This is a genomic window from Bradyrhizobium sp. MI1.7, from assembly GCF_055811795.1.
Map to the genome: position 1 here is coordinate 18,752 of NZ_JBVVPO010000038.1, position 14,065 is coordinate 32,816.

11 protein-coding genes are annotated in these 14,065 nt (G+C 65.1%); 8 read left to right on the forward strand and 3 right to left on the reverse strand.

The features are described 5' to 3' along the window. Positions 1-3: 3 nt before the first annotated feature. The 7 genes from AC0L3X_RS28820 to AC0L3X_RS28850 all read left to right on the forward strand — a co-directional run bounded on the left by AC0L3X_RS28820 (position 4) and on the right by AC0L3X_RS28850 (position 8,751). Positions 4-483: a DUF1579 family protein gene (locus tag AC0L3X_RS28820; RefSeq protein WP_166053462.1), complete on the forward strand. Its 480-nt coding sequence runs from the start codon at positions 4-6 to the stop codon at positions 481-483. A 33-nt stretch (positions 484-516) separates the two neighbouring features. Then, complete coding sequence (sucD, locus tag AC0L3X_RS28825; protein ID WP_025575976.1) at positions 517-1,401, forward strand: succinate--CoA ligase subunit alpha; 885 nt, start codon at positions 517-519, stop codon at positions 1,399-1,401. 137 nt (positions 1,402-1,538) lie between these two features. Next, positions 1,539-4,508: a 2-oxoglutarate dehydrogenase E1 component gene (locus tag AC0L3X_RS28830; RefSeq protein ID WP_063980415.1), complete on the forward strand. Its 2,970-nt coding sequence runs from the start codon at positions 1,539-1,541 to the stop codon at positions 4,506-4,508. Positions 4,509-4,683: 175 nt separating this feature from the next. After that, positions 4,684-5,928: a 2-oxoglutarate dehydrogenase complex dihydrolipoyllysine-residue succinyltransferase gene (gene odhB / locus AC0L3X_RS28835; RefSeq protein ID WP_014490618.1), complete on the forward strand. Its 1,245-nt coding sequence runs from the start codon at positions 4,684-4,686 to the stop codon at positions 5,926-5,928. 56 nt (positions 5,929-5,984) lie between these two features. Further along, positions 5,985-6,746 carry an SDR family oxidoreductase gene (locus tag AC0L3X_RS28840; protein ID WP_094183824.1) on the forward strand — a complete coding sequence of 254 codons (762 nt, stop codon included), beginning with the start codon at positions 5,985-5,987 and terminating at the stop codon, positions 6,744-6,746. Positions 6,747-6,784: 38 nt separating this feature from the next. After that, complete coding sequence (gene lpdA, locus AC0L3X_RS28845) at positions 6,785-8,185, forward strand: dihydrolipoyl dehydrogenase (RefSeq protein WP_063980416.1); 1,401 nt, start codon at positions 6,785-6,787, stop codon at positions 8,183-8,185. Positions 8,186-8,220: 35 nt separating this feature from the next. Beyond that, a complete protein-coding gene (locus AC0L3X_RS28850; protein WP_063980417.1) occupies positions 8,221-8,751 on the forward strand; it encodes a hypothetical protein in 531 nt (176 codons plus the stop codon). Positions 8,752-8,928: 177 nt separating this feature from the next. Here the strand turns inward: AC0L3X_RS28850 and AC0L3X_RS28855 are convergent, their stop codons facing one another. Then, complete coding sequence (locus AC0L3X_RS28855) at positions 8,929-9,516, reverse strand: DUF4337 domain-containing protein (RefSeq protein WP_063980418.1); 588 nt, start codon at positions 9,514-9,516, stop codon at positions 8,929-8,931. A gap of 88 nt (positions 9,517-9,604) precedes the next feature. After that, positions 9,605-10,570: a tyrosine recombinase XerC gene (locus AC0L3X_RS28860; protein WP_354132395.1), complete on the reverse strand. Its 966-nt coding sequence runs from the start codon at positions 10,568-10,570 to the stop codon at positions 9,605-9,607. A gap of 123 nt (positions 10,571-10,693) precedes the next feature. Between AC0L3X_RS28860 and AC0L3X_RS28865 the strand changes: the two genes are divergently transcribed. After that, entirely contained in the window at positions 10,694-12,904 is a 2,211-nt protein-coding gene (locus AC0L3X_RS28865; RefSeq protein ID WP_354132396.1) for a primosomal protein N', read from the forward strand. 227 nt (positions 12,905-13,131) lie between these two features. Here AC0L3X_RS28865 and AC0L3X_RS28870 read toward each other — a convergent pair whose 3' ends face one another. Further along, positions 13,132-13,641 carry a septal ring lytic transglycosylase RlpA family protein gene (locus tag AC0L3X_RS28870; RefSeq protein WP_028150468.1) on the reverse strand — a complete coding sequence of 170 codons (510 nt, stop codon included), beginning with the start codon at positions 13,639-13,641 and terminating at the stop codon, positions 13,132-13,134. Positions 13,642-14,065 lie beyond the last annotated feature (424 nt).

A 14,065-nucleotide genomic window follows, 5' to 3' on the forward strand; every position in this document is an offset into this window, starting at 1 on the left:
GCCATGACTCAGGACCATCTCGCCGCATCATCTCCGCTTGCAGAGCACACGCGCCTCGCCGCGTTCGCCGGCGAATGGAATGGCGAAGAGGTGGTCTTCCCGTCGCGCTGGACGGAGGGTGGGCCGGCAACTTCGCATGTCGTCGCACGCATGGATCTGAACGGATTTTACCTGATCCAGGATGCTGTCCAGATCCGCGACGGCAAGCAGGTCTTCGCCACCCACGGCCTCTTCACCTACGATCGTGAGGACCGGACCTACAAATTGTTCTGGTACGACTCGCTCGGCTACACGCCGCCCTCGCCCGCCTCCGGCGGCTGGGTCGGCAAGACCCTGACGCTGGTGCGCGGCTCGCTCCGCGGCAATGCGCGCCACGTCTACGAAATCATCGACGACGATTCCTACTCGTTGAAGATCCAGTTCTCGCCGGACGCGGAAGGCTGGGCCGATGTGCTCACCGGCATCTACCGCCGCATCCACTGACCTCTCACTCGTTAGTTCGCGAAAGCAGACCTCATGTCCATCCTGATCGACAAGAACACCAAGGTCATCTGCCAGGGCTTTACCGGCAAGAACGGCACCTTCCACTCGGAGGCCGCGCTTGCCTACGGCACCAAGATGGTCGGCGGCACCTCGCCGGGCAAAGGCGGCGCCACCCATCTGGGCCTGCCGGTGTTCGACACGGTGCGCGAGGCGCGTGAGAAGACCGGTGCCGATGCGTCGGTGATCTACGTGCCGCCGCCGGGCGCGGCCGATGCGATCTGCGAAGCCATCGACGCGGAGATCCCGCTGATCGTCTGCATCACCGAGGGCATTCCTGTTATCGACATGGTGCGCGTGAAGCGCTCGCTGGCCGGTTCCAAGTCGCGCCTGATCGGGCCGAACTGCCCGGGCGTCATGACCGCCGGCGAGTGCAAGATCGGCATCATGCCCGCCAACATCTTCAAGACCGGCAGCGTCGGCATCGTCTCCCGCTCCGGCACGCTGACCTATGAAGCCGTGTTCCAGACCTCGCAGGAAGGCCTCGGCCAGACCACCGCGGTCGGCATCGGCGGCGACCCGGTCAAGGGCACCGAGTTCATCGACGTGCTGGAAATGCTGCTCGCCGACCCCAAGACCGAATCGATCATCATGATCGGCGAGATCGGCGGTTCCGCCGAGGAGGACGCCGCCCAGTTCCTCAAGGACGAGGCCAAGCGCGGCCGCAAGAAGCCGATGGTCGGTTTCATTGCCGGTGTCACCGCGCCTCCCGGCCGCCGCATGGGCCATGCCGGCGCGATCATCTCCGGCGGCAAGGGCGACGCGGGTTCCAAGACCGATGCGATGAAATCGGCTGGGATTACAGTGTCTCCGTCTCCCGCCCGCCTCGGCCACACGCTTGCCGAAAAGTTGAAAGGCTAGTTCACTTCTTCGTACTTTTCCGGGCGAAGTTTCGTAGCAAATAGGATAAATGGTGCCTGTCGCGCTGGGCCTCTGCCGGGGAGCCCAGCGCCAGCGCCGTTTGTTATGCGCGAACCGAAATCGCCAGGAACTCAAGCATGTCTCGCCAAGACGCGAACGCAGCCTTTGCCCTCTCTTCCTTTTTGCAGGGCACCAACGCCACCTACATCGACGAAATCTACGCCCGCTACGAGAAGGACCCGTCCTCGGTCGACGCCGAGTGGCAGGAGTTCTTCAAGAGCCTCAACGACCAGCCCGGCGATATCAGCAAGAACGCCGAAGGCCCGTCCTGGGAGCGCGCCAACTGGCCGCTGACCCCGCAGGACGACCTCACCTCCGCCCTCGACGGTAACTGGGCCCAGGTCGAGAAGGCGGTCGGTGCCAAGATCGCCGCCAAGGCGCAGGCCCAGGCGGGCAACAAGGGCGCTGATTTCTCGTCCGCCGACCTGCTGCAGGCCACGCGCGACTCCGTCCGCGCGCTGATGCTGATCCGCTCCTACCGCATGCGCGGCCACTTCCACGCCAAGCTTGATCCGCTCGGCATCGAAGCCCCGCGCAACCGCGAAGAGCTCGACCCGCGCACCTACGGCTTCAGCGAAGCCGATTTCGACCGCAAGATCTTCCTCGATCACGTGCTCGGTCTCGAATACGCCACGCTGCGCGAGATCACCGCGATCTGCGAGCGCACCTACTGCCAGACGCTCGGCGTCGAGTTCATGCACATCAGCAACGCCGCGCAGAAGGCGTGGATCCAGGAGCGCATCGAGGGCCCGGACAAGGAAATCTCGTTCACCCGCGAAGGCCGGCGCGCGATCCTGACGAAGCTGGTCGAAGCCGAAGGTTTTGAGAAGTTCTGCGACACCAAGTTCACCGGCACCAAGCGCTTCGGCCTCGACGGCGGCGAATCGCTGATTCCTGCGCTCGAGCAGATCATCAAGCGCGGTGGCAATCTCGGCGTGAAGGAAGTCGTGCTCGGCATGCCGCATCGCGGCCGCCTCAACGTGCTGACGCAGGTGATGGGCAAGGCGCACCGCGCCCTGTTCCATGAATTCAAGGGCGGCTCGGCCAACCCCGATGCGGTCGAAGGCTCCGGCGACGTCAAATATCACCTCGGCGCCTCCTCGGACCGCGAGTTCGACGGCAACCGCATCCATCTGTCGCTGACCGCCAACCCCTCGCATCTCGAGATCGTCGATCCCGTGGTGCTCGGCAAGGTCCGCGCCAAGCAGGACCAGCACGGCGATCCGCCGGACCAGCGCATCTCGGTGATGCCGCTGCTGATGCATGGCGACGCGGCGTTCGCCGGCCAGGGCGTGGTCGCGGAATGCTTCGGCCTGTCTGACCTGAAGGGCTACCGCACCGGCGGCTCCGTGCACTTCATCGTCAATAACCAGATCGGCTTCACCACCTATCCGCGCTACTCGCGCTCCTCGCCCTATCCGTCTGACGTGGCGAAGATGATCGACGCGCCGATCTTCCATGTGAACGGTGACGATCCGGAAGCAGTGGTTTTCGCGGCCAAGGTCGCGACCGAATTCCGGCAGAAATTCCACAAGCCCGTCGTCATCGACATGTTCTGCTACCGCAGGCATGGCCATAACGAGGGCGACGAGCCGGCTTTCACCCAGCCGGTGATGTACAAGAGGATCGCGGCGCATCCGTCGACGCTCGAGCTCTACGCCCGCCGCCTGATCAGCGAAGGCGTGATGACCGAGGGCGAGGTCGACAAGGCCAAGGCCGACTGGCGCGCGCGGCTCGACGCCGAGTTCGAGGCCGGCACCTCCTACAAGCCGAACAAGGCCGACTGGCTCGACGGCAAGTGGTCCGGCTTCAAGATCGCCGACCAGGAGGAGGATGCGCGCCGCGGCGTCACCGGCGTCGACACCGCCGAGCTGAAGGAAATCGGCCGCAAGATCACCAAGGTGCCGGATGGCTTCCGCGTTCACCGCACCATCCAGCGCTTCCTCGACAACCGCGCCAAGGCAATCGACACCGGCGCCGGCATCGATTGGGCGACCGGTGAAGCACTGGCGTTCTGCACGCTGCTCAACGAGAACCACCATGTCCGCCTGTCGGGCCAGGATTCCGAGCGCGGCACCTTCTCGCAGCGCCATTCGGTCCTGATCGACCAGGAAGACGAGAGCCGCTACACGCCGTTCAACCATCTCGGCCACGAGCAGGGCCATTACGAGGTCATCAACTCGCTGCTGTCGGAAGAAGCCGTGCTCGGCTTCGAATACGGCTACTCGCTCGCCGAGCCGAACACGCTGACCCTGTGGGAAGCCCAGTTCGGCGACTTCGCCAACGGTGCGCAGGTCGTGTTCGACCAGTTCATCTCCTCGGGCGAGCGCAAATGGCTGCGCATGTCCGGCCTCGTCTGCCTCTTGCCGCACGGCTATGAGGGCCAGGGGCCGGAGCACTCCTCGGCGCGTCTGGAGCGTTATCTGCAGATGTGCGCCGAAGACAACATGCAGGTGGTCTACCCGACCACGCCGGCGAACTACTTCCACGTGCTGCGCCGCCAGCTTCATCGCGAGATCCGCAAGCCGCTGATCCTGATGACGCCGAAGTCGCTGCTGCGCCACAAGCGGGCGGTGTCGCGCCTCGAGGAGCTCGCGAAGGGGACGACCTTCCACCGCATCCTCTATGATGACGCCCAGATGCTGCCGAACGAGGCGATCAAGCTCGTCCCTGACGAGAAGGTCCGCCGCATCGTGCTCTGCTCCGGCAAGGTCTATTACGACCTCTACGAGGAGCGCGAGAAGCGCGGCATCGACGACATCTACCTGATGCGCGTCGAGCAGCTTTATCCGGTGCCGCTGAAGGCGCTGGTGGCCGAGCTGTCGCGCTTCAAGAAGGCTGAAGTGGTGTGGTGCCAGGAAGAGCCCCGCAACATGGGCGCCTGGCACTTCATCGAGCCCTATCTGGAATGGGTGCTGAACCAGGTGCACGGTGTGAGCCGGCGTCCGCGTTATGTCGGCCGCGCCGCTTCCGCCGCGACCGCCACTGGTCTGATGTCCAAGCATCAGGCGCAGTTGAAGGCGTTCCTGGACGAAGCACTGAGCTGATCTTTCTGAACTGCGTCATGCCCCGCCTCGTGCGCAATCGCGCACTGGAGCGGGGCACCAGTACGCCGCGACGTCCGTGCAGAATACGAACGTCCGGCTTGCTGGATGGCTTGCCTTTCGCGGGCCGATGACAACCGATTTTTGACCGCACCGGCGATCCCTTAAGGAAAAGACCATGACTGAAATTCGTGTGCCGACGCTCGGCGAATCCGTCACCGAGGCCACCATCGGCCGCTGGTTCAAGAAGGCCGGCGATCCCGTCGCCGTCGACGAGCCCTTGGTGGAGCTCGAGACCGACAAGGTAACCATCGAGGTCCCGGCGCCCTCCGCCGGCACGCTGAGCGAGATCGTCGCTGCCGATGGCGCGACCGTTGCGGTCGGTGCGCTGCTCGGCCAGATCACCGACGGTGCCGGTGCTGCGAAGCCCGCCGCTGCTCCCGCGAAGCCCGCCGCCGCCGCTCCGGCCGCCGTGGCTGCTGCTCCTGCGCCGGCTCCGGCCGCGAAGGCGCCGCCGGCCGATGCGCCGCTCGCCCCGTCCGTCCGCAAGCTCTCCGCCGAGACCGGCATCGACGCTTCGACCGTTCCGGGCTCCGGCAAGGATGGCCGCGTCACCAAGGGCGACATGCTCGCCGCGATCGAGCGTGCGGCCTCCGCGCCGACCCCGGTCAACCAGCCCGCCGCCGCCGTCCAGGTCCGCGCGCCATCGCCCGCCGATGACGCCGCCCGCGAAGAGCGCGTCAAGATGACCCGCCTGCGCCAGACCATCGCGCGCCGCCTCAAGGACGTGCAGAACACTGCGGCCATGCTCACGACCTTCAACGAGGTCGACATGACCAACGTGATGGCGCTGCGTGCCCACTACAAGGATGCCTTCGAGAAGAAGCACGGCTCGAAGCTCGGCTTCATGGGCTTCTTCACCAAGGCCGTCGTGCAGGCGCTGAAGGACATCCCGGCCGTCAACGCCGAGATCGACGGCACCGATCTGATCTACAAGAACTATTACCACATCGGCGTCGCCGTCGGCACCGACAAGGGTCTGGTCGTGCCCGTCGTGCGCGACTGCGACAACAAGTCGATCGCCGACATCGAGAAGGGCATCGCCGATTTCGGTCGTCGCGCCCGTGACGGCCAGCTCAAGATCGACGAGATGCAGGGCGGCACCTTCACCATCACCAATGGCGGCATCTACGGCTCGCTGATGTCGACCCCGATCCTGAACGCGCCGCAGTCCGGCATCCTCGGCATGCACAAGATCCAGGAGCGGCCGATGGTCGTCGCCGGCAAGATCGAGGTCCGCCCGATGATGTACCTGGCACTGTCCTACGATCACCGCGTCATCGACGGTAAGGAAGCCGTCACCTTCCTGGTCCGCGTCAAGGAGAGCCTGGAAGATCCGGCGCGCCTGGTGCTCGATCTCTGATCCCTGAAGCTCTGCGAGCGCCGTCGCCTTAATCGTGCGACGGCGCGGGTCGAACCATGGAGGCGCGCGTGACGGATAAAGTCGTTGTCATCACCGGCGGCAGCCGCGGCATCGGGCGGGCGACCGCGATTGCGGCGGCCGCGCGCGGCTTCCGTGTCGTCGTCGGCTACGCCAGCAACAAAACGGCTGCTGACGAGGTGGTCGCCCAGATCGCGGCCAGCAACGGCAAGGCCATCGCGGTGAAATGCGATGTCGCCGAGGAAAGCGACATCATCGAGCTGTTCAAGGCTGCCGACAAGTTCGGCACGCTCGGTGCACTCGTCAACAATGGCGGCATCGTCGGCCAGAGCGGCGTGCGCGTCGACGAGATGTCGGCGGAGCGCATCCGGCGCGTGATGGCCGTCAACGTCACCGGCTCCATCCTCTGCGCGCGCGAAGCGGTGAAGCGGATGTCGACCAAGCACGGCGGCCAGGGCGGCGTCATCGTCAATCTGTCATCGGTCGCTGCCAGACTTGGTGCGCCGAATACCTATGTCGACTATGCCGCGTCCAAGGGCGCGATCGATTCCTTCACCGTCGGTCTCGGCTATGAGGTCGCAGGCGAAGGCATTCGTGTCGCGGGCATCCGCCCCGGCCTGATCGACACCGAAATCCACGCCGCCGGCGGCGAGCCCGATCGCGCCCATCGTCTGGCCCATATGGTGCCGATGAAGCGCGTCGGTACCGCCGACGAAATCGCCAACGCCATCGTCTGGCTGATGTCGGACGAAGCCTCCTACGTCACCTCGGCCATTCTCGATGTGTCCGGCGGACGCTGACACATCCTCATCACGCTAAACTTACGGGACTTTCTCTCATGGCTACCTACGATCTCGTCGTCATCGGCACCGGACCTGGCGGTTATGTCTGCGCGGTGCGCGCGGCCCAGCTCGGCATGAAAGTCGCCGTGGTCGAAAAGGACGCCACGCTCGGCGGCACCTGCCTGAACGTCGGCTGCATGCCGTCGAAGGCGCTGCTGCACGCGTCCGAAATGTTCGAGGAAGCCGCGCACTCCTTCGCCAAGATGGGCGTTTCCGTTTCCGCGCCGAAGCTCGAGCTTCCGGCGATGATGAACTTCAAGCAGCAGGGCATCGACGGCAACGTCAAGGGTGTCGAGTTCCTGATGAAGAAGAACAAGATCGACGTGCTCAAGGGCACCGGCAAGATCCTGGGCACCGGCAAGGTGGAAGTGTCCGCCGACGGCAAGTCGCAAGTGGTCGAGACCAAGAACATCGTCATCGCGACCGGCTCCGACATCGCGCGCCTCAAGGGCATCGAGATCGACGAGAAGCGCATCGTGTCGTCCACCGGCGCGCTGTCGCTGGACAAGGTCCCCGGCAAGCTCTTGATCGTCGGCGCCGGCGTGATCGGCCTCGAACTCGGCTCGGTGTGGAAGCGGCTCGGCGCTGAAGTCGTCGTCGTCGAATTCCTCGATCGCATCCTGCCCGGCATGGATGGCGAGATCGCCAAGCAATTCCAGCGCATCCTGGAGAAGCAGGGCTTTGCATTCAAGCTCGGCGCCAAGGTCACCGCCGTCGACACCTCCGGCAAGTCGCTGAAGGCGACCATCGAGCCTGCGGCCGGCGGCGCTGCCGAGACGCTGGAAGCCGACGTCGTTCTCGTCTGCATCGGTCGCGTGCCGTACACGGATGGGCTCGGCCTGAAGGAAGCCGGCGTGGCGCTGGACAATCGCGGCCGCGTGCAGATCGATCCGCATTTCGCGACCAGCGTGAAGGGCGTCTATGCCATCGGCGACGTCGTCGCGGGCCCGATGCTCGCGCACAAGGCCGAGGATGAAGGCGTAGCCGTTGCGGAGATCATCGCAGGGCAGGCCGGCCACGTGAACTACGACGTTATCCCAGGCGTCGTGTATACCACGCCAGAAGTGTCCTCCGTCGGCAAGACCGAGGAGGAGCTGAAGCAGGCGGGTCAAGCGTATACCGTTGGGAAGTTTCCCTTTACCGCCAACGGCCGCTCCAAGGTCAACCAGACCACCGACGGCTTCGTGAAGATTCTCGCAGATGCGAAGACCGATCGCGTGCTCGGCGTGCACATTATCGGCCGTGAAGCCGGCGAAATGATCCATGAGGCCTGCGTTCTCATGGAGTTTGGCGGCAGCGCGGAAGATCTTGCGCGCACCTGCCACGCGCATCCGACCCGTTCAGAGGCCATCAAGGAAGCCGCGCTTGCGGTGGGCAAGCGGGCCATCCATATGTAGGCGACGCGCCTAGCGTCGAATCGGGCGGGAAACACATGCTGCGCCGCCTACTTCAACCGGTCTGGGTCCTGCTGGCGATCATCTTCCTGATCGAAGCCTGGCTGTGGGACCATCTCGAGCCGATCGTCGCGCGGGTTGTCGCAGCCATCCCGCTCGCACGCTTCAAGCAATGGCTGACGGAGCGCGTCGATGCGCTGCCGCCGGCCATGACACTGATCGTGTTCGCGGTGCCGATCATCCCGCTGTTTCCGCTCAAGCTGATGGGCCTGTATCTGCTCACGCATGAATACTGGCTGAGCGGCGTATCCACGTTTCTGTTCGCAAAGCTGCTCGGCGTCGGCGTCACCGCCTTCGTGTTCGACGTGACGCGCGACAAGCTGATGGAGATGCACTGGTTCGAGCGGCTCTACGATCTCGTGATGAAGCTGCGCGCCAAGGCCGCCGAGCTGGTCGACCCGATCAAGCAGCGCATCCGCGAGCTGATCGCCGGCAACGGCGAAGGCTGGTCCGCCCGTACGCTCCGCCTGATCCAGCGCTTTCGCAAGAGCGTGCACCAGGCGCGCTAGCTGCTCGCGACATACACACTGTCATCGTCACATACTCGGTGTCATAGCCCGCGAAGGCGGGCAATCCAGTATTCCAGCGACGGTAAGGCTAGAACCGAGAAGCTGCGGCGTACTGGATGCCCCGCTTTCGCGGGGCATGACACCCAAGATGTGACGGCTGCGCGCGCCTCAACGCCGCTAATGCAAATGCACCAGATGCGGCCACCACAGGCCGAGCGCGGTCATGAGGAGGCCGGCCAGGGTCAGGACGCCGGCGACATAGGCGAGCGCGATCATGCCGGTGATGATGGTGGCCGAGGCCAGAACGATGCCGATCTGGAAGGCGGCGGAGGCCAGCTCGAAGTGATGATATTTCGCGGTCGCCTCGTCGCGCTCGTGCTCGGCGTGCTTGGCCTTCTCGGCGAGCTGCTCGGTGCCTTCGCCGGTCTCGGGCTCTGAGCGATAGCGCTGCGCGGTCTTGGTCCAGTCGTCGACCTGCTTCTGCACCGCCGGCTTCTGAGCCTCGTCGGCGGCGGCGAGCGTGAGCTTGCCCTGCTCGGATGCGGTCAGCACCACGGTGCGGCGGATGGTCTTGGCCTGGAAGAACGCCCAGAGATTGGCGGACTCGACGTTCTTGCTGATCGATTCAGTCTGGGCGCCCTTGCCGAGCGTCTCGGAGATCGCCAGGAACAGCGCCAGCACGGCGATCAGAAGAGCGATCTTCTTGTTCGATCCGGACGCGTGCTCGGCGTGTTCGGCATGCTCCATGCTTTCGTGTGCGCTCATGATTCCCTCCAGTCGCGGTTCCCCACGATTGACCGAACCGCGGGCGCCGCGCAAGAGGCACGCGCGCTATGACAGCTTCATGTCAGGTTCATCGCCGCGGATGGGCGCTCGCATAGACTTCGAGCAGCCGCTCCGAATCGATGCCGGTATAGATCTGCGTGGTCGAGAGCGACGAATGGCCGAGCAATTCCTGGATCGCGCGCAGATCGCCGCCACGCGACAGCAGATGCGTGGCGAAGGAGTGTCGCAGCGCATGCGGCGTCGCGCTGTCGGGCAGGCCGAGCGCGCCGCGCAGCCGCTCCATCGCGAGCTGGATGATGCGCGGACTGAGCGGGCCGCCGCGCGCGCCGAGGAAGATCGGGCCTTCCGCCGGCAGCGGATAGGGGCACATCGCAACGTATTCCTGCACGAGCGCGAGCACGTTCTGCAGCACCGGCACCATGCGGGTCTTGTTGCCTTTGCCTGTCACGATCAGCACGTCGCCTTCGCCGGGACGCGGCACCTCGCGGCGCTTCAACCCCAACGCTTCGGAGATGCGCAGGCCCGAGCCATACAACAGCGCCATCACCGCGGCGTCGCGGGCCAGAACCCACGTCTCGCGTTCCTCGCCGGCGCGCTCGTCGGCGTCGGCGAGACGTTTTGCGGATGCCATCGGCAGCGGCTTCGGCAAAGTCTTGGCCACCTTGGGCGCGCGGATAGCCGAGAGTGCGCCGACCTTGCCCTTGCCTTCGCGTTCGAGGAAACGGCCGAACGAGCGCAGGCCCGCCAGCGCGCGCATCAGCGAGCGGCCGGCAATGTCGTCGGCGCGGCGCATCGCCATGAAGGCGCGGATGTCGGTGGCTTCCAGCGCGGCAAAGCGCGCCAGCGTCACGCGCTCGCCCCAATGGGCGCAAAGGAAGTCCAGGCATTGCCGCAGGTCGCGGCCATAGGCCTCCAGCGTCTTCGGCGACAGCCGCCGCTCGGCGCCGAGATGCGACAGCCAGCGCGTCATCTCCTGCGCGATCGAGGGATCGGCGCTGGCGAGCTCGATTAATGGGGCCGCGGCTTTGCTCATGCGCTCTGGACGTAATGATTCCACTCAGTATATCGCATCACACCCGTTTACTCTTAGCTAAGGCCGCCCGGGGGCGTTAGCTTCAAGGCCCCAAGGTTCCGATTCTCCCTCCAAAGACCTTTGATGGATCATTCGTCGCGCAGCACGATCACCCCCGCCAACGCGACCCGCATGGTCGACGTGCTGGTGCCGGTCGCGCTCGACCAGACCTATTCCTACAAGGTGCCGCGCGGGATGGAGCTGAAGGCGGGCGATCTCGTCGGCGTGCCGCTCGGGCCCCGCGAGGTGCTGGCCGTGGTCTGGGCGGAGAACGCCAATCCCGACCCGCGCCTGCACAATCGCCTCAAGGAGGTCAGCGAAAAGCTCGATCTTCCTCCGCTGAAGCCTGAGCTGCGCTCGGTCGTGGATTGGGTCGCCAATTACACGCTGAGCCCGCGCGGCATGGTGCTGCGGATGTGCCTGCGCATGGGCGAGAATCTCGGCCCGGAGCGGGTGCGCGCCGGTGTGCGCCTTGTCGGCGATCCGCCGCGGCGGCTGACGCCGGCGCGGCAGCGCGTGATCGAGCTGCTGTCGGATCGCCTGCTGCACGGCAAGTCCGAGGCCGCCAAGGAAGCAGGGGTCTCGGCCGGCGTGATCGACGGCCTCGTCGACGAAGGCACGCTCACGGTCGAGCCGATGCCGCCGCCTCCGCGGCCGCCGGCACCCGATCCGGATTTTGGCCAGCCGGATTTTTCACCGCTCCAGCGCGCCGGGGTGGATGCGATGCGCGCGCTCGCGGCCAACGGCACGTTTCACGTTGCGCTGCTCGACGGCGTCACCGGCTCGGGCAAAACCGAGGTCTATTTCGAGGCGATTGCAGAGACCATCCGCCGCGGCAAGCAGACTCTGATCCTGATGCCGGAGATCGCGCTGACCGGCCAGTTCCTCGACCGCTTCGCGCAGCGTTTTGGCGTGCGGCCGATCGAATGGCACTCCGAGCTGACGCCGCGCACCCGCGCACGCAACTGGGCCGCGATCTCCGACGGCAGTGCGCCGGTCGTGGTCGGCGCGCGCTCGGCGTTGTTTCTGCCGTACGCCAATCTCGGCCTCATCGTGGTCGATGAAGAGCACGACCAGGCCTACAAGCAGGACGAGGGCGTGCATTATCACGCCCGTGACATGGCGGTGGTGCGCGCGCATATCGCAAAGATCCCGATCGTGCTGGCCTCCGCCACGCCGTCGGTCGAATCCGAGGTCAATGCGCGCAAGAACCGCTATCAGCGCATTGCGCTGCCCTCGCGCTTCGGCGGCCAGCACATGCCGCATATCGAGGCGATCGACATGCGCCGCGAGCCGCCCGCGCGCGGCCGCTATATCTCGCCGCGGCTGGCCGGTGAGATCAGAAAAGCGATCGAAAAGCGCGAGCAGGCGCTGCTGTTCCTCAATCGCCGCGGCTATGCGCCGCTGACGCTGTGCCGTGCCTGCGGCCATCGCTTCGCCTGCACCATCTGCGATGCCTGGCTGGTCGATCACCGCTTTCGCCAGCGGCTGGTCTGTCACCATTGCGGCTTCTCGATGCCGCGTCCGCAGACCTGCCCGCATTGCGCGGCGGAGGAATCGCTGGTCGCGGTCGGACCGGGCGTCGAACGCTTGCAGGAAGAGGCGGCCGCGCTGTTCCCCGAGGCGCGTACCATGGTGCTGTCGAGCGATCTGATCACCTCGATCGAGACGATGCGCTCCGAACTTACCGAGATCGCTGAGGGCCGCGTCGACATCATCATCGGCACGCAGCTCGTCGCCAAGGGTCACAACTTTCCGCGGCTCAATCTCGTCGGCGTGGTCGATGCGGATCTAGGCCTGTCCAACGGCGATCCGCGCGCGTCGGAACGTACCTGGCAGCTGCTCAACCAGGTGATCGGCCGCGCCGGGCGCGAGCAGGGCCGCGGCGTCGGCTATCTCCAGACCCACCAGCCCGATCATCCCGTGATGAAGGCGCTGATCGCCTGCGACCGCGAGGCCTTCTACGACAGCGAGATCGATCTGCGCGAGCGCACGCTCTATCCGCCGTTCGGCCGGCTCGCGAGCCTGATCATTTCGGCAGGCGACCGTCCGAGCGCCGAAGGTTTGGGCCGCCGCCTCGTTGCGCTCGCACCGCGCGACGAGCGCGTCGTGGTGCTGGGACCGGCGGAGGCCCCGCTCGCCGTGATCAAGGGCCGCTACCGATTCCGCATCCTGGTGAAATCGGCGCGCGGTTTCGATCTGTCGGACTATTTGCGCAACTGGCTGGCGGTGTGTCCGAAGCCGAAGGGCAACCAAAAGCTCGAGGTCGACGTCGACCCGCAGAGCTTTTTGTAAGGCTGCGATCCATCCCCGTCATTGCGAGCGCAGCGAAGCAATCCAGAATCTCTCCGCGGAGGCAGTCTGGATTGCTTCGTCGCTGCGCTCCTCGCAATGACGGGGCAAACAAAAAGCCCGCCGTCCCCCAAGACGGCGGGCTTGTTTCGCCCGAACTGGTCTCGCCGCTCACACGTCCGCGGACGATGGCGAGATTTGCGCTTTGTCGGTGAGGCGCTGGTGGCGCCTTAGGAGACGACTTCCGCGGTGACGCGGCCGACGCCGGCGCCGGTGAGGCCGATGGCGCGGGCAGCGCCCGTGGAGAGGTCGAGGACACGGCCGCGAATGAACGGGCCACGGTCATTGATGGTGACGATGACGCTCGAGCCGCCATGGGTGACGCGCAGCTTGGTGCCGAACGGCAGCGAACGGTGAGCCGCGGTCATGGCATTCTGGTTGAAGCGCTGGCCCGACGCAGTCCGGCTGCCGGACTCGTTGCCATAATAGGAGGCCATGCCGGAGAAGCTGCGGCCCGTGCCCGACGACGGCGTCATCGACGCGTTGGCGTTGCGCCAATCGGAGGTCGTGTTGGCATCGCTCTGGGCGTGGTGGCGGTGATGATGGTGAGAGTACCGGTGGTGATGCCGGGATTTGGCAGAAGCTTCGGTGGCGGTTCCACCGACGAGGAGAGTGGCGGCAACGAAAGCGATCGCCGTGCGCGGCCGGGGCACGGAGCCCAGCGTCTTCAAAGACAGCATTTAGTGGTCCCTAATCTAGTATTGCCACATATGTGGCAAGTGGAGCCCCCGTAAGTCTGTGAGCGGGATCGCGTTTCGATTCCTAATGAGGCGTGAATTGGGCAGTAAATCCATTCTGTGTCGTCATGAAATATTCTGTGATTGGCATCAATGTTGCAGCCAATGTTCTGGAATCTTTCGCTTTAACAATTCTTTAACTATTTTATTACTCACTAATACTGTAAAACGAGGTCATTATACTTCATGTTTAGAATTAGGAAAGTATTCAGGGGAGGCCGCTCGTCACGTCCGACTCACGCCTCAGCGATTCGTGTTCATGGCCGCTATGCGCTGAGGGCAGGAACGAATGGCCGCGATGCCGCCGAGGGGGCGCGTCATTCCGCGACGTGGCAGGCCGCTACCGCGGTGCCGTCGGCTGCGACGA